Here is a 20,894-nt window from a genome sequence, read left to right on the forward strand (position 1 = left end):
TATATTAGAAATTATTATGCCATTTGGAATGAATGTTTCTTATTTTCTTTCCGGTGGCACGGTACACTACCTCATGATGTATTCTTTTTGGCTCATTTATTCCTTTCTCCTCATTCTTATTGGTAAAGAGATGCCTGCATCAAATGCAGCGGAGAACATGAATGTTGCAGTCAAATGCACCGGAGTAGCGGTGATTTTACTGATATTGATTACCAGTATTCAGACAGCAAACGGAGCATACATAAAAAAAGAAATGGAGGAAAATGCTACATTTTCGACAATGACCAGAGTTATGTATGCCATTGAAAATACAGAGGGATACGAAGAGGGAAAAACAGAGTTGTTATTTGTAGGTACACCGCAGTATATCAGTAACGACATTTACGGGTCATTAAAAGGCCTGACCGGAATGGAAAGCGGCAGCCCTATAAGTGGTTCCGATTTTTATAGAAGTTACTTAAAATATGTTCTGGGGATAAACGCGAAAGTTTGTTCAGAAAATGCATCATTGGAGTATAATGAGACGGTAATTGCAATCAAAAAGAGCAAAATGCCGGTATTTCCAGAGAAAGGGTTTATTCAGTGGTATGGAGATATTCTGGTAATAAGAATGAGCTAATAGAGTATCGTGAAAGGATCCGTCGTGCTAATAGAAGGAGGAAGCCAATTGAAGCATAAGTTCGTTATAGCCATAATCACAACAGGCATTTTCCTGTTTGGAGCAGCCGCGGTCTGTGCAGATGATACAAATACGACTGTTATGACACAACCTGCGACTGGAACGACATCAGATGAAAATAATGTATTGCTGTCGTCTGAATCGAGTGACGAAAATGGCCAGACTTCTGGCTCAGTGTCGGCGCCAATAATTCAGGAAGATCTCGGGGAAAACCAGGAGCAGGAAACAACGAGCTCAGAACAGACGACCAGAGAAACCTGGATAAACGAAAATGGAAGCAGATATTATTATGATAAAACAGGGAACAAGGTAAAGGGTATCAGTAAAATCGGGGATACAATTTACTATTTTGATCCTGGTACGGGAGCGTTGATACAGGAAGCTGGTTGGAAAGATTGGAACGGGAAAAAATACTATACTAACTCACAGGGAATCGCTTTCGCGGGAATGTTTATTTCCTTCGGTATTCCAAGGTACTACATGGGCAGCGATGGAGCAGTGATGACAGGACTGTTCACTGCAGCGGATGGCCGCAGGTATAATGCCGATGAAACAGGGCAGGTAATAGACAAAGCCCAGTGGATAGAGAAAGACGGCAAAAAGTATTATTCGAACGGTCAGGGAGAGTTATACAGGAATCAGTTCATCTCGTTCGGGACTCCGCGCTATTACATGGGCAGCGATGGAGCAGTGATGACAGGACTGTTCACTGTAGCGGATGGCCGCAGGTATAATGCCGATGAAACAGGGCAGGTAATAAACAAAGCTCAGTGGATAGAGCAAGAAGGTAAGAAATATTATTCGAACGGTCAGGGAGAGTTATACAGGAATCAGTTCATCTCATTCGGAACTCCGCGCTACTACATGGGCAGCGATGGAGCAGTGATGACAGGACTGTTCACTGCGGCGGATGGCCACAGGTATAATGCTGATGAAACAGGGCAGATAATAGACAAAGCCCAGTGGATAGAGAAAGACGGCAGGAAATATTATTCGAATGGGCAGGGAGAGTTATACAGGAATCAGTTCATCTCGTTCGGGACTCCGCGCTACTACATGGGCAGCGATGGAGCAGTGATGACAGGACTGTTCACTGCAGCGGATGGCCGCAGGTATAATGCTGATGAAACAGGGCAGATAATAGACAAATCCCAGTGGATAGAGAAAGACGGCAGGAAATATTATTCGAATGGGCAGGGAGAGTTATACAGGAATCAGTTCATCTCGTTCGGGACTCCGCGCTACTACATGGGCAGCGATGGAGCAGTGATGACAGGACTGTTCACTGCAGCGGATGGCCGCAGGTATAATGCCGATGAAACAGGGCAGATAGTGAACAAGGCTCAGTGGATAGAGAAAGACGGCAGGAAATACTTTTCAGATTCACAGGGCGAACTATATATGAACTGTATTATCAGTTTCGGAAATGATCATTATTATCTGGGGAATGATGGGGCTCTTGTTACAGGTTCATTTTATTATGATGGCTCAAGATACACGACAAACGACAAAGGTGTAATAAATGAACCAATTGTCCATACCTGGATGAGTAATATGAACTCTCTGGCGAGAAGCATGTGGAGTTCGACAAACTATAAGATATTAGTGGATAGACATACTAATGTTTTGGGGGTTTATCAGCTGTCAGGCGGGTCGTGGAATCCGATAGCATTCTGGAGCTGTTCTACCGGGGCATCACAAACGCCGACGCCTTCCGGGATCTTTCAGACAGGGCTGAAAGGATATTCTTTTGGGCACGGATACACATGTTATTACTGGACTGGCTTCATTGGATCTCAATATCTATTCCACTCAACTTTATATAGCCAGGGAACGTTTAACTCTATCGATAGTAGATTAGGCTTGAATATATCACACGGGTGCGTGAGGCTGGCAATTGAAAGTGCAAAGTGGATATATGATAATATTCCGACCGGCACAGCAGTTAGAATCTACTAAGGTCGAATGGGGGCACCAAGGAAATGAGACATAAATTTTTTGTGGCTTTATTCACAGTAGCATACATAATTATTGGAGGAGGTTTTGTAAATGCTGATGAATCGAATGCGTTGCAAAATATCACGAATGGAAGTGCTGTAAAAACCGAAGTTGCGATATCAGATCAGTATTCTGATCATCAAAGCGGAGAATCGAAAAGAACTGAAGAAGCCAATGGCCTTTTTAGTGAAGGAAATGAGATCAAGGGAAATGAAGAGACTGGTGCAACAATAGACGAGCCTGAACAGCAGGATGTACAGAACATAATAAACAGCACAGAAGAAAACAAAAATGAAGTTCAGCCAGTTACAGGAAGTGAGGGAAATTGTGATTCCTGGATCCAGGAGAATGGAAATAAGTATTATCTGGATAAAACTGGTGAAAAAGTAAAGGGTATAGCTGTTGTATCCGGCAGCGTTTACTATTTCGATAAAGATACTGGAGCATTAAAAGAATCTGCTGGTTGGGTCGAGTGGAATGGAGAAAGATATTTTACGGATCCATCTGGAAAAGCTTATGTGGATCAGTTCATCACATTTGGATCAATGCGGTATTACATGGGATCAGATGGATCTGTGCAGACGGGAATAATCACAGCTGCTGACGGAAGAATGTACAATGCGGATGAAACCGGTCTGGTGATAAACAAAGCCCAGTGGATAGAGGAAAATGGAAAAAGACTTTTTTCAAACAGCAATGGACAGCTGTATCAGAACCAGTTTATTACGTTTGGTGCACAGAGATACTACATGGGATCGGATGGATCTGCGCAGACAGGCATTTTTACAGATGCTGACGGAAGAATGTACAATGCGGATGAAACCGGTCTGGTGATCAGCAAGGCTCAGTGGATAGAGCAGAATGGTGAAAGGTATTTTGCAAATGGCAATGGACAACTGTACCAGAACCAGATGATCACGTTCGGAACACAGAAATATTACATGGGATCAGATGGGTCTGCGCAGACGGGAATAATTACAGCTGCTGACGGAAGAATGTACAATGCGGATGAAACCGGTCTGGTGATAAATAAAGCCCAGTGGATAGAGAAAAACGGAAAAAGATTTTTTTCGAACAGCAATGGACAGCTGTATCAGAACCAGTTTATTACGTTTGGTGCACAGAGATACTACATGGGATCGGATGGATCTGCTCAGACGGGAATATTCACAGCCTCTGACGGAAGAATGTACAATGCAGATGAGACAGGTCTGGTGATCAGCAAGGCTCAGTGGATAGAGCAGAATGGTAAAAGGTATTTTGCAAATGGCAATGGACAACTGTACCAGAACCAGATGATCACGTTCGGAACGCAGAGATATTACATGGGATCGGATGGATCTGCGCAGATAGGAGTTTTCACAGCCTCTGACGGAAGAATGTACAATGCAGATGAGACAGGTCTGGTGATCAGCAAGGCTCAGTGGATAGAGCAGAATGGTAAAAGATACTATTCTGATGGGTCAGGAGAGTTATATAGAAATAGATTTATTTCTTTTGGATCAACATACTATTATATGGGAGCAGATGGAGCCGCTGTAACGAAAAGCTTTACTAAGTGGGGGGATGTTTACAACCCGGATCAGACTGGCGCAATAGTAAACATGCCAGAAGGTTTCTGGTTTTGGAGCAGGATTTCGTCAGTAGCGGAATCTCTCGGCAACAGTCTCTGGAATGCTTACAATTGGATCGCCGGATTCAGTAGATATTACCTCACAAGTGATGGCCGCACCAGCTGGCCTATCATGAGCTCCAGGGATTACGCTATTTACGGATTGAACCATCATGGTGGAGACTGCATCGTCATGGCCAGCACCCTCAGATATATTGCCGAGTATCTTGGATACAACGCTATACAGCGTTTCGGATATGTGGGCAGCGCCACACATTCCTGGGTCGAGATCAACGGAAAGGTCTATGATGCCAACTTCAAGAATGAGACCGGGCGCAACGGCTTTGGTATCAGCTATGGGCAGAGAGGCACCTGGAAGTATCGTATCGTAAAGAACATTTAAATATACTTGAGCATAAACAAGTAGGACAGAAGGAGAAGAAGCATATGTATCGTAAAGCAAAGCTGACAGGACTCGTAGCCGTGTTCATTGCTATGTGTCTTGTATTCACCGGCTGTGGATCCAGTCAGAAAGAAGAGAAGAAGGCGCCGGAGGGAGCTTTTATCACGGTCGAGAATCAGACAGGGAAGGACATCACGGCTCTGCAGATCAGGAAGACCGGGGATCAGGATTTTGGAGACTCGCTTCTTGCCAAGGACAAGACCATCAAGAATGAAAAGAAATCAAAGGTGAAGTTCCAGAAAAAGGCTTTCACAAAAAAGCAGAAGCAGCAGAAATTTGATATTCAGCTGACTTACTCGGATGGGTCTACTGCCACATTGAGCGAAGTTCCACTGGCCGATGTAAAAAAGTCTATGACCATTCAGACCGGAGATGACATTACATACGTTTCGTATACTTCAATAAAATCCGGCGACAAGACCGACACTAAGGATGTGGAATTGAAGATCAAGGCAGCGGCAGATGCGGCTCAGCAGCAGGCGGCGGCGGCAGCGGCCCAGCAGCAGGCGGCGAGCACAGGCGCTTCTTCATCTACGGGTCAGCGTCAGACGGCTGTATCGGGCAGCACTGGTTCTGCTTCGGCAGGATCATCGGGGGCTTCAGGTTCTTCCGGACAGGCGGCAAGCGATGATAAGTGCGTCGACCCGAATGAGGACGTTTATAACTAAAAAACAAGAATTACAGAGATTGCGTGTGGGGTCAGGCTCACACGCATTTGCTGTAAGAAGATAAATGGACAATAGATAAATAGAAAGAACAATTGTTGATCTATGGAAGTTACCAGCCTGATTTTCCCGGCATTCGTGATGCTGGGGGCAATAATATACTGGAATGTCAAGGGTAGGTATCAGTGGGTAGTCCTGCTGGTATTGAGCCTTGTTTTTTACTGTACATATGTGGCGCCCGTGACCTTTATTTACGTGCTCATCAGCACCTTCACAGCATATGGAGCTGCAATATTCTTCGAACGTTCCGGGAGTGAAAGAAGGAACAGGATAGTTGTCGTGCTGGCTATTCTGGTGGACATGGGCATCCTTGCCGTATTGAAGTACACCAATCTTGTCATCAGGACGTGGAACTTCTTCGGGAGCCTCAGGTCTGATGACTTTTCGGCATCTCCGCTCGTCCACTGGGCGGCTCCGTTAGGTATCAGCTTCTTTACACTGCAGATCGTATCATATCTGATCGACTGCTATCGCGGGGAACTTCAGCCCGAAAAAAACCCACTGAAGCTGCTCCTCTTTACGTGCTATTTTCCAATGATGATCTCTGGTCCGATCTGCAGATACGGAGAGATGAGAGACCAGTTGTCAGCAGAGCAACATTTCCAGTACGAGCGCGTCACAAGAGGCCTGAAGAGGATGGCCTTTGGCGCAATGAAAAAGATGGTGGTGGGAAACAGGATATTGATAGTAGTAAATATTCTGGACGGCGACACCGCCAGGTACGACGGGGCGTATATCTGGCTATCAGCGATACTGTATACGGTTTTCCTGTATGCGGACTTTTCGGGCTGCATGGACATCGTGCTGGGTGCATCCGAAATATTCGGGATAGACATGCCGGAGAACTTCCGCGCACCGTTCCTGTCACGATCCACTCAGGAGTTCTGGAGAAGGTGGCACATCACACTGGGCGCGTGGCTGAGAGACTACGTCCTGAATTCTCTTCTCAAATCAAGAGCCTTCATCAACATGACAAAGGCCATCAGAAAAAGATACGGAAAGAAGGCGGGACGCAGGATCCCTGCATATCTCTCCATGCTCGTGGTATGGTTTGCCATGGGGCTGTGGCATGGAAACAGCTGGAAGTACATCCTCGGAGAGGGCATGTGGTTCTGGCTTGTGATAGTCCTCGGAATGATGTTCGAGGATCAAAATATAAAACTGATGAAGCTCCTGCACATCGACAGCAAGGCGGGTTATTGGCACGCATTCCAGTCCGTCAGGACGTTCCTCATAGCGAGCGTCGGAAATTTCTTTTTTAAGGCTGCCTCGATGCCGGACGCGATACGAAGAATAACGATCGGCTTTACCACGCACTGGGATCCGTCTTTGATATTGCAGCTTCCGTATTTGAACAGAAATACAGGAGGGACAGCAGGCCTGTGCCTGGTGCTCGCTGGCCTGGTGCTGATCGTGATCGCAGACGTTTTCAAGTACAGGGAAAAGGATGTGAACGTTGTTATAGCAAGTCGTCCGGCAGTGGTGAGATGGGGGCTGTACACGGTTGTACTTGCCATGATATTCATGTCGCTGAGCGTACAGTCTGCGCCGTTCGCCTACGCTCAATTTTAGAAGAGGAGACTTTTTATGGAAAAAATAAAATTCACATTAAAATGCCTCCTGGTCGTGGCGATCGCGATGGTGCTGAATTGGTGCGTCGTTGATGATGTCCATTCCTATACAAGGCTCATGCTCCATGAGATGCACAGCAGCGATGACATAGATACGCTGATAGTGGGAGGATCAGAGGTCTTCAAGGCATATGATCCCGAGGTGCTGAGCAAGGCAACTGGAGACAGGTTTTTCAACGCCGGTTCCGCCAGCCAGCAGATGGGAGGTTCTCTGGCGATGATAAAGGAGGCCGAGCGCACAAATGACCTGAAGACCGTAATGCTGGATGTCGATTTTCCACGAAATCAAAGCGATGAAGAGGGCGCACTCCAGACGTATCTGCTCACGGACTATATGTCCATGAGCAGCAACAAATACGAATATTTGTGGAAAAGCCAGGGGTTCACGGGCATCGAGAACGATTTTATCCCCGCTATCCACAGAAACGGAGATCCTGTGGAGCTGATCCCGGAGAAGCTGTCTGCACCGTATAGGAATTGGAAATACGATTACGTGACTTATGGTAGTGAGGCATACAGGGGAGACGGATTCGTCTACAGCAACGGGCACGCCGATCAGAACGTAACGTATGAGGTTGAGGAGGATATCGAGCCTGGCCACATCATGTCCGATCACGCCATGAGCCAGCTTAAAGCGATAACCAGCTATTGCAAAGCTCACGACATACAACTGATCCTGGTGGAAACTCCTTATCCGGATGCTACGCTGCTCAAGGAAAATTATCAGTCGTATATCGATGGCGTGCGGTCGTTTGCGGAGAAGAACGGCCTGCAGTACTGGAATTTCAATCTGCTGAAAAAGGGGTACATAACATTCGGATACGACGATTATCTCGATGCCGTTCACCTGAACGGACATGGGGCTGAGAGGTTTTCGAAGACAGTGGCGACCATTTACAATGGATCAAAATACGGCGTGACGAAACCGGATGACGTATTCTACAGCGACTATGCAGACAAGATAAGATACAACGCAGATGAGACTGTGAGGTGATGTGATAAGATGTGGATCCTCGACGAATTGAAGAACAGAATGCATTCGGATCAAACGGCCATGATACACAGGGACAGATCCATTACCTACAGGGAGCTCTGGACGGCATCTGAACATCTGGCGGCGAAGCTGGAAGATGAGCTCAAGACGATGGCACCTGTCGTGATCTATGGAAACAAGGATATCGAGATCCTTGTGGTCATGATGGCTGCGCTGAAGACCGGGCGCCCCTACGTGCCGGTGGACGTGACTTTTCCCGTGGAGCGCTTGCAGAAGATCGCAGACATGACAGAAGCCGAAATCCTTTTCAATTTTTCAGAAACAGACGATGCGACTGTAGGAAATGGCAAGGCGTTCCGTGTGTCTGGCGGAGACTTCCACGACTGGCTGAAGACTCCCGGCGGGCGATCCGACGAGGAGCGTTGGGTATCCGGAGATGATGACTGCTACATACTGTTCACGTCGGGCAGCACGGGAGAGCCAAAGGGAGTACAGATAACCAAGGATAATATAATCAATTTCACGGAGAATTTCGGGAGATACCTTAGTGTGCCGGAGGGCAGCTGCGCGCTGAACCAGGTATCCTATTCCTTCGATGTGTCCGACATCCAGCTCTATTATCACCTTGCCAATGGCGTTTCGCTGTTCAACATCGACAGGGAGATGATAGGAGACTTCGGAGAGCTGTTCAGCTTCCTCGGTGGCAGCGGCATTTCTTCGTGGGTCTCGACTCCGAGCTTTATAGAAATGTGCGCCGTATACGATGAATTTTCGAGAGAGCTTCTGCCGGACCTTGAGCGGATAGTCCTGGCCGGAGAGGTGCTGACGAAGAATCTGGTAAAGACTCTGTGGAAAAAATTTCCAGGAGTAAAAATCGTCAATGGATATGGTCCGTCCGAGATAACGGTCCTCACGTCTGCGTGCGAGATAACGCCGGAAATGTTGCAAAGTGACGATGCCCTGCCCATCGGCCATGTCCTGGAGGATGGAGAATGGTGGATAGAGTCCAAAGGCGAGCCCGTGGAAGAAGATGGAAAGCAGGGAGAGCTTATCGTGGCGAGCCGAAGCGTGAGCCCCGGGTATTACAAGCAGCAGGATCTTACGGAAAAAGCTTTTGGGAAGCGCGGGGTTTTGCGATATTTCAGGACCCACGACCTCGTGTATCGCGAGAGGGACTTGCTGTATTTCTGCGGCAGGATCGACTTCCAGGTGAAACTGAACGGATACCGGATAGAGCTGGAGGACGTGGAGAAAAATCTGAACAAGATCTCCTGCATCGAGAACAGTGCTGTGATCCCCGTCTACAAAAACAGCAGGGTGGAATATATTGCCGGGTTTGTCGTGATGTCTGAAGACCTGGGACTGTCCCGCGCAAAGACGAACATCCACATCAAGAAGGAACTGAAGCAACTTGTCCCTTCATACATGATCCCTAAGAAGATCGTTGTGCTTGACAGCTTCCCGGTCAACACAAATGGAAAGATTGATCGAAGAAGGCTTACCGACGAATATCTGAATTAATAATAATAGAAATGGTAATGATAATGACAGACTTGAAGGAGGAGCGGATAATGGACAAATATGAACAGATAGCAAGAACGGTACTGGAAGATGCTTGCGAAACGGATGAGATCTTCGAGGATTACGATATGGACCTTCTGGACACGGGATACCTGGATTCATTTGCGCTGCTGGAGATCATAGTCAGCGTAGAAGAAGCCATGGGCATCAAGGTGAAACCGACTGACATCAACAAGGAAGACATCAGAACGGTTAACAACTTCATCAGGTTCCTTAAAAAAGAAGGGGGAGGAATAGCGGACAAGCTGTACCTTTAATTCGGTCGTAATAGATATGGATGCCATCTGCATAATACAGAATGGCATCCATATGTTTGGGTTGATTCGTAGATACGTGACTGGAGTTCTGAAAAATCGGATGTGCGTGTTATTTCACTATTTCTCCAATGCTACACACCTTTCCGCCGTGATCTCCAGCGGGTCGAAGAGGCTGAGCCCGTCTCCGTCGAAGGTCTCATCTCCTTTGAATTCGTCGAATGCTACCGATAGTTCTGTGCACCCCAGAACCGCTCCGTCGCAGCCGCTTGCCCGGACCCTGGACATCGTTTCGTGCCACAGGCTATCTGGGACTTTCTTCCCGCTCTTCACGTGATCGTATATGATCCGCATCACGATTTTCTGAAGATCCGGATCCGGGATGTACGAATCGATACCCGCTTTTTCAAGTGCTTTCTGGTAAAGACCCGTCCTGATCGTCCCGTCAGTGGCAAGGATCGCGATCCTCTTTTTTCCGGAACAGGCGATCTTCTCCGCCGTCACGTCGATCAGATTGATCACTTTTTTTCTGAGTTCCTCCGGCATTCTGGCAACAAAATAGTGTGCTGTATTGCAGGTGATCACGACCTCATCACAGCCCGCCGCGACCAATCGTTCCACATCTTTTTCCAGCAGGGAGCGTACGAGCTGTTTGTCCTCCTCGCTCCCGTGAAGTATCGTTGCGGTCCTGTCAGGCATAGAAGAGTGGCTGAGGAGGATCAGATCTATGTGCTCCTGATCCTTCTCGGCCGGTGTCTTCCTGATGAGCATCTCGTAGAAAAGCGCAGATGCAAGCGGACCCATTCCACCGACTATGCCAAGCATTTTATCTCCCCTCTGCGGCAAGCTCCGCAAGGCTCTTGACTCTGTTTCCACGGATTCCGGTCATGCTTTCACCGTGATATAGCGAACTGATTATTGCCTCTTCCAGGCACTCGACTGTGGCTTCGAAAATCTCGTCCATGGCACTTTCGCCGGCAGTCCGCATGGAGAACAGTCCTTTTTCATCGTAAGGGATCCTGTTTCCGTTTGAAAAAGCGATCGCAATGTCTCCGCTCCCGGTCCCTATGAACGATCCGGTCTTGCCGAGAGCTGCGGCCGCGCGTTTTGCAACTCTTGTGAGCTGCCGGCTGTCCAAAGGAAGATCGGTTCCGACGATCAGTATGCAGGAGCCTGAATCCTTTTCGTACGGCGAGCTGGATCTCAGGTCCTTAATTATTTCGTAAAAAGGCTTTCCGTCACTTGTTCTTTCTCCGTTGATGAGAAGCCTCCCTGCCGAGCCGAAGTTTGTCATCACGAGAGTCCCGATCGTGAATTCCTGCTGGCCGACATGAACAATGCGTGAAGCCGAACCGATGCCGCCCTTCAGTCCCATGCAGACCATTCCGCGGCCGCCACCGACGGCCCCTTCATCGAATGTGATATCTGCCGAATCCAGAGCTTGAATAAAGTCGTCCTCGGTCAGATGCATCCCACGGATGTCGTTGAGTCTGCCGTCGTTGCATTCTGTGACAACGCAGTTCACCGTACCTACAGAAACGCCGATCTCGGGATGCCGTTCTAGCATATATTTTGTCAGGGCGTTGATCCCCGTACCGACTCCAAATGTGTTTGTCAGCAGGATCGGCGTCTCGATCGTACCGAGTTCTTCGACCTGCAAAAGCCCGGCACTTTTCCCGAAGCCGTTGATGACCGCCACACCAGCCGATACTTTTTCCCGAAAAACATCACCATCTGCAGGTACGATCGCGGTCACTCCTGTGTGGATATCGCGGGACGGATCATTTAACGTTCGGTGCCCGACCAGAACGCCGGGAACGTCGGTAATGAGATCTCGGGCACCGCGTCTGTATCGCAAAGGGAGCTTCAGCCACCCATCTGAAGGAATGCCCATTACTTCGCACCATCCTCATAGATGTTCTCGGCATCGAGCTCGTCGAAATTCGGATCCTCTGGGATGAACTCTGAGTCTAGTCCGAGATTCTGAAAATATCCGCACATCTTGCGCGGGGCAAACTGTTCGGTCGAGCAATGTGTGCCTGCAAGGAGAGTGATGCCGTTTGCTTTCGCCGCCTCGTGGACTTTTTTGGACCAATCCACGACCGGCGCGGTGACACCTGTCACGAGAACGTTTACGCCGTTTTCCCTGAGATATTTGTATGCCTCAAGACTCTTCGAGCAGCCCGGCATCACGGCGAATTTTCCATCGATCAGTTTCTCATCGCCATATTGAGTGCAGGATACTTTGTGGCCAAGTACTTTGATGAATCTATCACGGAGTTCCGTTATCGTATCGAACCCGCTGGAGCAGAGGACACCAATCAGGCCTCCGTTCTGCGGATACCAGAAATCGTAGATATTACCTCCCAGCGCTTCTCCCAGCGTGTAGGCAGGCGAGTAAAAGTATCCCGCATCCATCGGGATATGATAGGAACAGAGGCTTATGCGCCTTTCCTTCATCTGCTCGATCAGGTCTTCAGGTATCTCTGCATAATTTGCCTGAAGGCTTGGCATTGGAGGCCTTGGATGATGAGTGAAAAGCATGATGTCCGTCTCTCCGCGTTTCAGGATCTCCTTGATAACGCTCGGATTTGCGAACGTCGCAGTGTAGACCTTGTGGATCTTCGTGTTGAAGTCGAACTGCAGCCCCTTTTTTGGAAAAATGTCCGTCACTCTGTCTGGCTTGAACTGTTCCTCAAGTCGATCGTAAACGAACTGCGAGGGAAGAAATCTTGTGTCTGTCATTGCACACCTCCAGAAATAGGACATCGGGATGCCGGACGGTAAGGCATTCGATATACCACAATAAAGCGTTAAATTTTAAGGAAAATATAGCACCGGGGAAGAGGGCTGTCAAACGAGAGGTGCAAGCTGTTCTGTCAGGTAAGATCAGTAATTTAAACTGCTCTGCATTTCGCTGGAAATTTGTGGCTTCATTGGTTTCAACCCATCGTAAAAAAGATCCATGAAACACCCATCATTCAGGGATCAAATTCTGACCAGTTGATTTTAAAGCCATGTGTTTTTTGTGTGTCAACCGCAGATGACAGATGGATATGAGTATAAACTTGTGATACCTTGAAGTGTTAGTGGCAATCCCTTCGATATGTAGGCCACTGCTGAGGAGAAATAGAAAAAGAGCGAAGTGATCTTCCAATGAATGCAAAGATAATAGTCGTGTCTCACAAGAAATACTGGATGCCGGACGATGAGATCTATCTACCGGTGTTCGTAGGACCGGCTCCAGACATGCCGGAGGGCTTCGTGAGGGACAACACAGGAGACAACATCAGCGAGAAGAATCCGAATTTCTGCGAACTCACGGGACTCTACTGGGCCTGGAAGAACCTGGACGCGGATTACCTCGGCCTCGCTCACTACCGCAGACACTTTTCCATAAAGAAAAACAAAAATGATAAAAGGGGCTGCGTCCTCACCGGGAAGCAGCTCGAGGCGATCCTCGCAGATACCGACGTGGTGCTGCCGAAGCCTAGGAATTACTTCATCGAAACGAATTACAGCCAGTACGTCCACGCCCATCATGCCGAGGACCTGGACACAACGAGGGAGATCATTTCCGAGATGTATCCTGGATACCTGAAGGCGTATGATGACTCCATGAAGCGGACCACGGGCCACCGGTTCAACATGTTCATCATGAAGCGGGAGCTGGAGGATGCCTATTGCAAGTGGCTGTTCGACATACTCTTCGAGCTGGAGAAAAGGCTGGACATCAGCCAGTACAGCAAGAACGACGCCAGGGTCTTCGGCTTCGTGAGCGAGAGACTGCTGGACGTGTGGATAGAGACCAACGACATAAAATACAGGGAACTTCCGTGTGTTTTCATGGAAAATCAGAACTGGCTCAAGAAGGGGAGCGCTTTTGTGATGAGAAAGCTCAAGGCGGGAAGGAATGAACGATGAACGCCAAGAAGTATGACTGCCTGGTAGTAGGAGCGGGTCTCTACGGAGCGACGTTTGCCCGCGAGATGAAGGAGGCTGGAAAAAAGGTCCTGGTCGTAGACAGGAGACCGAACATCGGGGGCAACGTGTATACCGAGAAGGTCGAGGGGATCAATGTGCACAAGTACGGCGCACACATTTTCCACACCAACAATAAGACCGTGTGGGACTTCGTGAACAGATTCGCCACCTTCAACCGGTTCACAAATTCTCCCGTAGCCAACTACCGCGGGGAGCTCTATTCACTTCCCTTCAACATGTACACATTCAATAAAATGTGGGGCGTCGTGACGCCGCAGGAGGCGGAGGACAAGATCCGTGAGCAGAAACAGGCTGCGGGGATCGAGGTTCCGAAGAACCTGGAAGAGCAGGCCATCAGCCTCGTCGGAACTGACATCTACGAGAAGCTGATAAAGGGATACACGGAGAAGCAGTGGGGACGTCCCTGCACCGAGCTGCCGGCTTTCATTATCAAGAGGCTGCCGGTGAGATTTACGTTCGACAACAACTACTTCAATGCTCTGTATCAGGGCATCCCCGTCGGGGGATACACCCGGATGGTGGCGAATATGCTGGAAGGCATCGAAGTGAAGCTCGGTACGGATTATCTCGAGAATAAAAAAGAATACGACGCCATCGCGGACACGGTGGTGTACACTGGGCCGATAGATGCGTATTTCGGCTACAGGCTGGGATATCTCCAGTACCGCTCCGTGAGGTTCGAGACTGAAGTGCTGGACATCCCTAATTTCCAGGGCAATGTTGCGGTGAATTACACCGACAGAGAGACCCCTTGGACCAGGATCATCGAACATAAATGGTTCGAATTCGGAAAAGACGAGGATGGGAACGACCTCCCGAAGACGGTGATAAGCCGCGAGTATTCTTCTGAGTGGAGACCGGGGGACGAACCTTATTACCCTGTAAACGACAGTAAGAACGGTGACCTGTATAACGAGTACAAGAAGCTGGCCGACAGTGAGCCGGGAGTGATATTCGGAGGCAGGCTGGGAGAATACAGGTATTACGACATGGATGAGGCCATCGAAGAGGCTTTGAATAAATCGGCGAGATGTATTGCTACAGGGTGCTGAACATTAGAATATAAGTAACTGCAAATTTCTGCGGACTACGCCTAAAGTAGTCGGATGTGTTCGGCTTTCTATTAATATAGCTATAAAACTGTGCAATGGCTTGGCAAAACGCCAAGCGCCTCACTCCATAAAAAACCTGTCTATGTCGTTTGCTGTCCGCAGAACGTCTTCTTCTTTTACCCCTGCGGCGCTCGCCAGGGCCGCTGAACTTCTCAGCGAATCGCGGAAATCCGGGGCGAAAGCGTTTGCGATAAGTTCGTTGAACTGAGCTTCTTCGGCCTCGAGCCTGTTCTTGAAAGCTTCGAATTCCTCGGATAGATTCTCGTCCAGCTGCTGCTGGCTTTTCAGGCTGGCATCCAGGACGGCCTGCTCTTTTTTGCAGGCCATGAGTCGGCCGTATTCGAAGGCGAGCATCGAGATCGACTGGGCCAGCATGCCGAATTCCGGCATGCCCGTCGTGCAGGATAGATAGGCGGAAAAGCATTTCAGGATCGCCTCCAGCGACAGCCAGAGGCAGTCTTCGACATACTCATGCTCTGTGATCTCGCCATTTTGAAGTTTCTGAGAATTACTTCGGAGTTTCTTGGATACCGCCAGAATGGATCCGACCTGGTCGGCAGAGCGAGCATCGGATCGGGCAGCAAGGAGCTTTGCAGAAAAATCTATGTAGCGCGCGTACTGCTCAAAAACAAAGACCGAATAGTCCCGGCCATCCATGAGCACCGCGATGTCGGTCACCCTGTCCGCGATCTCCGCCAGGTCCGCCCTGGTGAGATACTGAGGGGCTTTGCCCTGAAGGAACTTTTCCAGAAAAGCCTCGGTCAGTACTGTCCCGATCTTCAGCGCCACAAGAGACTCCTCGTCCTCCGCAGATGAGACGCGGAGGAGAAGAGCCTGTACTTTGCTGTACGTGGAAATGGCGCTCTGCAGCATGGAGCCGGCAGGCGTGTTTTCCAGGAATTCGAGGGTGAGACCGTTGACAAGGTCTTTGGTAGAAACATTTTCCATTTTGTGCCTCGCTTTGTGCCTCGGCGTCATTCGATAGCTGCCTGATCAGTTGATTAAGTTGATAGATAAGTTAGTCTATGGTTTTGTCCAGCATGGCCGACAGAGCTCGGGCGCTGTTCACGATCGACCCCAGCTGGGCTTTCTGCTGCGGGGACAGGGAACCGTAATCTTTTCCAAATGAATCCAGGCAGCGGGTGTAGGAGCTTCTCAGCTGGGAAGAGATGTTCGAGGTCTCCTGGAGCAGAGCGGTGATCTGAGCGTCCATTTCCCTGACCTTTTCTGTGTTGGATTTTATCTCTGCAATCTCTTCGTTTTTCTGCTTGTTCAGCTTTGTCTTCTTTGTGGAGAGGATGACTATAGAGGAAAGCAGAGTTGCTCCTGCGATGGTCCAGCCGATAGGACCGGCCAGGGCCAGCAGAGCTGTTCCGGCTGCTGTGCCTCCGCCGCCGGCAGCAAGTGCGCCGCCTCCGAGCCAGGCCAGGGCCGCATTTGTGGCGGCTGCTCCGGAAAGGGTGGAGATGGCTGTTCCAGTAGAAGCGGTGCCGAAGGTGGTGGCAATCCACATGGCTGCAGTGGGCCCCATAAAAGCTACTGCCGCACCGGCCGCCAGACCTGCGCCCGCCTCGCCGGCTGCTTTTCTTGCATCCTGCAGCTGACGCTCAGCGAAGTCGCAGCTGTCTGAGAAAATCTTCCTGCAAACTTCCACTTCCTGGAAATCTGTGTCGAAGGATCTTGGGTGGTTGGCGATGCTGTTGACGAGATCTTCAACGTTGTCGATGATGTCGCCGGCCCTGCATCTTTCCACGTAGAGCTGTATGCCTTTGTCGTTCATCTGGGTGTACGCGTCGTTGTAATCCGTGACGGACTGCTTGAGCATGTTGTCCAGCGCATTGAACTTTTCGGTGATATCCTCCTTGGTGTCCATGGCGACATCCTTCACGTCTGCAGCCATGGAGTAGATGGTGTCCCCGGCCTGCATGGCCCTTTCCTTGAGCGCGTCCATGTCGATGTCGAGATCGAACTTCACTATCTTCTTCTTAGGGGTGCCTGCCGCGTTTGCGGGCTTAAGGAACTTGTCTTTGTCCATGATGGTCCTCCAGTGTTCGGTGAGGCTTTCGGTTCTTTGGTTATTATTTTGCAACGAATACGGGTGACTGTAAATAACAATGGCATAAATAAAATGCTGTGTCGGGGCTGAGCAGATGCTTGCCTCATGAAAGTGTGCAAACCTGCCGAAAACTCCCTCATGAAAGTGTAATGAACAATCAAAAACATCCTCATAAAAGTGTAAGAATCGTCGCAAAACTGGCTCATGAAAATGTAGAAAATGGTCAGAACCGTTGATATATCAGACTTTAATGGAGCCGGGGAATTTGGCGTTGATCTGACCGTAGTGGCCTTCTCGAACTTTGCTATTTAGAGAATAAATCTCTAAATAGCAAAAAAAGATTGCAGTCAGGCTTGAGCTGTAATATAGTAATGTCACTATTTGGAAAGAAGGTGAGCATCGATGCTGATCAAAATATCTGTGGAAAATTTCAAGTCTTTTGACAAAAGAGAAGAGCTTTCCATGATCTCCTCGAGTAAGATACAGGGACATAAGAGCCACCGTATGAAGATCAAGCAGACGCAACTCCTGAAGAATGCTGTCATCTATGGCGCAAATGCTTCGGGCAAATCTAATCTGGTCCAAGCCTTTGCATTTATTAAGGCGACACTGGAGAATGGACTGCCGGTTGGCTCTACAGATGATTTTTGCAGAAATAAGGAAGCAAATAAGACGCGAGAGAGTGTGTTCGAGCTTCAGTTCACAGTTGGAGATACGTTTTATGCCTATGGGTTTTCTGCGATCCTCAGTCAAAGAGTGATTACAGAGGAATGGTTGTATGAACTGACGCAGGATGGCGGATCGCACCAGTTATTTATTCGGGAGAGAAATAAAAAGCCCACTTTGGGGAAGCATATAAAACTGTCCGATGCAGAGCTGAGCAGATTTAATGTTTATTCTGAAGATTTTGCGGATCAGGAAACGCAGCTCTTTCTAACCGAGATGAACCGCGGAAAAAAATATGACGAGCACTCCGGGTTTAACTTCTTCCGCGAGGCCTTTTTCTGGATAATGGGAAACATCATTGTTATTGATCCGAATGTTGGAATTTCCAATACTGATGCATATTACAATGATGAATCGCTTGAAAATATCAGCGACCTGATAAGGACATTTGACACAGGAATAACAGAAGTTAAGACAAGGCGCGTCACGATCGATGAGATGAGTAAAATGATACCTGCTGAGATAGTACATGATATTTTTACTCATTTAACGAACCAGTTGAAAATGACAAATTTACCGAGAATTCAAACTACATGGAGAGTTGCAGATGGATTTTTCAACGTACGAATTGAAGGTAATTTGGAACCGGAGATAACGACACTTGTTTTGAAGCATGGCAGATCCGCTTTTGACTTCAGCTTCGTGGACGAGTCGGATGGAACAAAGCGGCTGTTCGATCTTGTCGACATGTTGCTTACGGATCGTCCTGATACGGTCTTTGTGGTGGATGAGCTTGAACGGAGCTTGCATCCAAAGCTCACTGAACATTTTCTGGAAATGTTTATGGAAGCGCATGAAGGAGTCAGAATGCAGCTGGTGTTTACTACTCACGAAGACACGATCATGGATCAGAGACTTTTTCGTAGAGATGAGATCTGGTTCGTTGAAAGAGATGCAGACAATGCCAGCAAGATCTATTCTCTTGACAGGTTTAAGGAAAGGTATGATAAAAAATTGAGCAAGGCGTATCTTGAGGGGAGATATGGAGCAATCCCTGTCTTCAGCCAGTTTTCCTTCCAGAAGGGAGAGTAGCTATGCCGGTGCACACATATACTAACTGGAACAGTCGCCGATCTGATTGGGAAGATCAGATAGAGCCTTTTCGAAAATACTTTTTTATTTGCGAGGGCGCGAATACAGAAACGTTTTACTTTAAGCGCTTGATCGATCTGAGAAAACAGTTGGGGATCCATCCACTGATCGATATTCGTTTGTGGGAAAAAACGGATGAGGACAGGAATCTTTCTTTTGCGAAAAATCTAATGGACTTTGCGGAGAAGCAGAAACAGGATGGGGCTAACGATTTTGACTGCGATCGGGATAAGATGGTCATCGTATTTGATGGTGACATTTTTGAAGAAAAAGTATGCGGTTATGATGAGCTCATTGCGTCGATCGAGGAACGAAATGATATCGCTGCAGTAACGAATCCCGGCTTTGAACTCTTCCTTATTTTACACATCAATGGTAGTTATGAAAAATATATCAGGGGTCAAGAGGATGAATATCTGCGCGCAGATGAAAAGGGCAGATACAGCCATGCATATAATGTGCTGCGTGATCTGACTGAAATGAACGCAAAAAAGAATTCAAAGATCGGCGAGCTTGCAGACAATGTGCAAATCGCTATAGAGCAGGAGAAAAAGGTTAATCAGAATATTCATGAACTGAAGGGAAAGGTAAGTAGCAATATTGGGAAAATAATTGAGGAAATAATAAACGAGAAACCTGATATTTAGGTGGTTTTCTCATTAACATCATCAGGCGAGATGGTCCCTTGATCGTTGCTGGTCATGGCCATCTCGCTTTTCTTTTGCTTCCCGATTTTGAGAACCGTTTTCATATTTACTTTTCTCCACACGTCATTTACAATATGAGAACAGTTTTCAATTTGACATCTTAAGTCTGGAGCAGCACATGGAACACAAGAAAGCGATATACAAGACGAAGCAGGGGAACGTTGTACAGGAGTATCTCAGGGAAAATGCCGGCAGGCATGTGACTGTTGAGGAGATCCGCAGGAACGCCAGGAATGGCGAGCGGCCAATCAGCACGGCCACCATCTACCGCCAGCTGGACAAGCTGGTGGAGAATGGGCTCGTGGCGCGGTATGTGACGGGAGTCGGCAGCCCCGCCTGCTATGAGTATTTGGACCCGGACCAGCAGAACAGCACTCCTGAGGAGTTCCACTGCAAGTGCATAGGCTGCGGGGCACTGATCCACATACAGTGCCATGAGCTTTCCGGCATTGGAGAGCACCTGCTCAAGGAACACCATTTTATGATGGATCCTAAGAGGACGGTTTTTTACGGGCTTTGCCAGAAGTGCCAGCAGGCTCGACCCGAGGCCAGGTAGAGGGGGCCGAAACCACAGAGTCGGCGTTTTGCCGGAAAGGGGAAAGGCCAGCGGCCCGCTTAAGTGATTGGCCAGTGGTCCCGAAGTCGTCAGGATCCGCAGTTCATCGACAGAGTCAGCGTTGCGTCACCGCGTCTGCATCAGACGGCCAGCGGCCCGCTTGAGCGATTGGCCAGTGGTCCCGAAGTCGTCAGGATCCGCAGGTCATCGACAGAGTCAGCGTCGCGTCACGGCCTTGCATAAGACAGTCAGCGGCCAGATGGGGCCGGAGACCTGCAAGGCGAGTAATTTGTGCCGCTCCGGGTCACGCCGCCTGGCACTGGCCGCCGGCGGTCGCCCTTTACAAGAAATCCCAGGGAGGGAACATGCAGACAGAGATCACAAGGAAAAGCAAATGGCTCGCGCTGATCTGCGCGGCGGTCATCGTCCTTTCCATGTTCCTGTCTGTCTTTTATATTGCCCAGGAAGCCGACCACGACTGCATCGGCCCGGGCTGTCCGATCTGCGCCGCCATCGAGCGGTGTGAAAATGCCGCAAAGCTTTTCGGTTCCGGCACCCCGGAGAACATCGGGGCGCCGAACATCTTTTTTCAGCCGGTCCTCGAGGCCCTCATCATCTGTTCGCCACTCTTCGTATTATCCACACTCATCACCCAACGCGTCCGCATGGACGACTGAACTCCCTTTTTTCTGAAAACCGCAAC

Annotated in this window: 19 protein-coding genes; 14 read left to right on the plus strand and 5 right to left on the minus strand. The window is 48.8% G+C overall.

All coding sequences use genetic code 11. The annotated features are described in order from the left end of the window. The first annotated feature begins 16 nt into the window (after positions 1-16). The 8 genes from BQ7382_RS01110 (at position 17) to BQ7382_RS01145 (ending at position 9,940) form a co-directional block, all read left to right on the plus strand. Positions 17-619 carry a hypothetical protein gene (locus BQ7382_RS01110; RefSeq protein WP_077390173.1) on the plus strand — a complete coding sequence of 201 codons (603 nt, stop codon included), beginning with the start codon at positions 17-19 and terminating at the stop codon, positions 617-619. Positions 620-667: 48 nt separating this feature from the next. Then, the gene (locus BQ7382_RS09640; RefSeq protein ID WP_077390176.1) at positions 668-2,638 is read left to right on the plus strand and encodes a L,D-transpeptidase family protein; all 1,971 of its coding nucleotides are present in this window, start codon (positions 668-670) and stop codon (positions 2,636-2,638) included. A 23-nt stretch (positions 2,639-2,661) separates the two neighbouring features. Then, on the plus strand, positions 2,662-4,692 hold the full coding sequence (locus BQ7382_RS01120; RefSeq protein ID WP_083708775.1) for an N-acetylmuramoyl-L-alanine amidase family protein: 2,031 nt from the start codon (positions 2,662-2,664) through the stop codon (positions 4,690-4,692). Between the two features lie 44 nt (positions 4,693-4,736). Beyond that, positions 4,737-5,420, plus strand: coding sequence for a hypothetical protein (locus BQ7382_RS01125; RefSeq protein WP_077390182.1), 684 nt, complete (start codon positions 4,737-4,739; stop codon positions 5,418-5,420). Between the two features lie 102 nt (positions 5,421-5,522). Then, positions 5,523-7,049 carry an MBOAT family O-acyltransferase gene (locus tag BQ7382_RS01130; protein WP_077390186.1) on the plus strand — a complete coding sequence of 509 codons (1,527 nt, stop codon included), beginning with the start codon at positions 5,523-5,525 and terminating at the stop codon, positions 7,047-7,049. A gap of 15 nt (positions 7,050-7,064) precedes the next feature. Next, a complete protein-coding gene (locus BQ7382_RS01135; RefSeq protein ID WP_077390189.1) occupies positions 7,065-8,102 on the plus strand; it encodes a hypothetical protein in 1,038 nt (345 codons plus the stop codon). Positions 8,103-8,141: 39 nt separating this feature from the next. Next, positions 8,142-9,623 carry a D-alanine--poly(phosphoribitol) ligase subunit DltA gene (dltA, locus tag BQ7382_RS01140; RefSeq protein ID WP_159437184.1) on the plus strand — a complete coding sequence of 494 codons (1,482 nt, stop codon included), beginning with the start codon at positions 8,142-8,144 and terminating at the stop codon, positions 9,621-9,623. Between the two features lie 50 nt (positions 9,624-9,673). Beyond that, positions 9,674-9,940, plus strand: coding sequence for a phosphopantetheine-binding protein (locus tag BQ7382_RS01145; protein WP_077390195.1), 267 nt, complete (start codon positions 9,674-9,676; stop codon positions 9,938-9,940). Positions 9,941-10,057: 117 nt separating this feature from the next. On the opposite strand, the gene BQ7382_RS01150 is transcribed toward BQ7382_RS01145, so the two are convergent. From BQ7382_RS01150 to BQ7382_RS01160, 3 genes are read right to left on the minus strand one after another with little or no spacing between them, the layout of a single operon-like run. Further along, positions 10,058-10,762, minus strand: a complete 705-nt coding sequence (locus BQ7382_RS01150; protein WP_077390198.1) for an aspartate/glutamate racemase family protein — start codon at positions 10,760-10,762, stop codon at positions 10,058-10,060. Position 10,763: 1 nt separating this feature from the next. Further along, positions 10,764-11,831 carry a DmpA family aminopeptidase gene (locus BQ7382_RS01155; RefSeq protein WP_077390201.1) on the minus strand — a complete coding sequence of 356 codons (1,068 nt, stop codon included), beginning with the start codon at positions 11,829-11,831 and terminating at the stop codon, positions 10,764-10,766. Then, on the minus strand, positions 11,831-12,682 hold the full coding sequence (locus tag BQ7382_RS01160) for a Nif3-like dinuclear metal center hexameric protein (RefSeq protein ID WP_077390204.1): 852 nt from the start codon (positions 12,680-12,682) through the stop codon (positions 11,831-11,833). Before BQ7382_RS01160 ends, BQ7382_RS01155 begins: the two co-directional genes overlap by 1 nt. A 411-nt stretch (positions 12,683-13,093) precedes the next feature. Here BQ7382_RS01160 and BQ7382_RS01165 point away from each other — a divergent pair, with 411 nt between their 5' ends. After that, positions 13,094-13,861 (plus strand): DUF4422 domain-containing protein, encoded by a 768-nt coding sequence (locus tag BQ7382_RS01165; RefSeq protein ID WP_077390207.1) that lies wholly within the window; start codon positions 13,094-13,096, stop codon positions 13,859-13,861. Further along, a complete protein-coding gene (glf, locus tag BQ7382_RS01170) occupies positions 13,858-14,994 on the plus strand; it encodes a UDP-galactopyranose mutase (RefSeq protein ID WP_077390210.1) in 1,137 nt (378 codons plus the stop codon). Before BQ7382_RS01165 ends, glf begins: the two co-directional genes overlap by 4 nt. 120 nt (positions 14,995-15,114) lie before the next feature. On the opposite strand, the gene BQ7382_RS01175 is transcribed toward glf, so the two are convergent. Further along, positions 15,115-16,002, minus strand: a complete 888-nt coding sequence (locus BQ7382_RS01175) for a hypothetical protein (RefSeq protein WP_144082051.1) — start codon at positions 16,000-16,002, stop codon at positions 15,115-15,117. Between the two features lie 70 nt (positions 16,003-16,072). Then, on the minus strand, positions 16,073-17,089 hold the full coding sequence (locus tag BQ7382_RS01180) for a hypothetical protein (protein ID WP_077390216.1): 1,017 nt from the start codon (positions 17,087-17,089) through the stop codon (positions 16,073-16,075). A 423-nt stretch (positions 17,090-17,512) separates the two neighbouring features. On the opposite strand from BQ7382_RS01180, the gene BQ7382_RS01185 reads away from it, so the two are divergent. From BQ7382_RS01185 to BQ7382_RS01200, 4 genes are all read left to right on the plus strand, one after another. Beyond that, positions 17,513-18,868, plus strand: a complete 1,356-nt coding sequence (locus BQ7382_RS01185) for an AAA family ATPase (protein ID WP_077390219.1) — start codon at positions 17,513-17,515, stop codon at positions 18,866-18,868. Positions 18,869-18,870: 2 nt separating this feature from the next. Beyond that, positions 18,871-19,575 (plus strand): RloB family protein, encoded by a 705-nt coding sequence (locus BQ7382_RS01190; protein ID WP_077390222.1) that lies wholly within the window; start codon positions 18,871-18,873, stop codon positions 19,573-19,575. A gap of 178 nt (positions 19,576-19,753) precedes the next feature. Beyond that, positions 19,754-20,191 carry a Fur family transcriptional regulator gene (locus BQ7382_RS01195; RefSeq protein ID WP_077390225.1) on the plus strand — a complete coding sequence of 146 codons (438 nt, stop codon included), beginning with the start codon at positions 19,754-19,756 and terminating at the stop codon, positions 20,189-20,191. Between the two features lie 365 nt (positions 20,192-20,556). After that, positions 20,557-20,868, plus strand: a complete 312-nt coding sequence (locus BQ7382_RS01200) for a hypothetical protein (protein ID WP_077390228.1) — start codon at positions 20,557-20,559, stop codon at positions 20,866-20,868. Positions 20,869-20,894 lie beyond the last annotated feature (26 nt).

Source organism: Mobilibacterium timonense (assembly GCF_900155555.1).
In the GTDB taxonomy this organism is placed as follows: Bacteria; Bacillota; Clostridia; order Peptostreptococcales; family Anaerovoracaceae; genus Allobaileyella; species Allobaileyella timonense.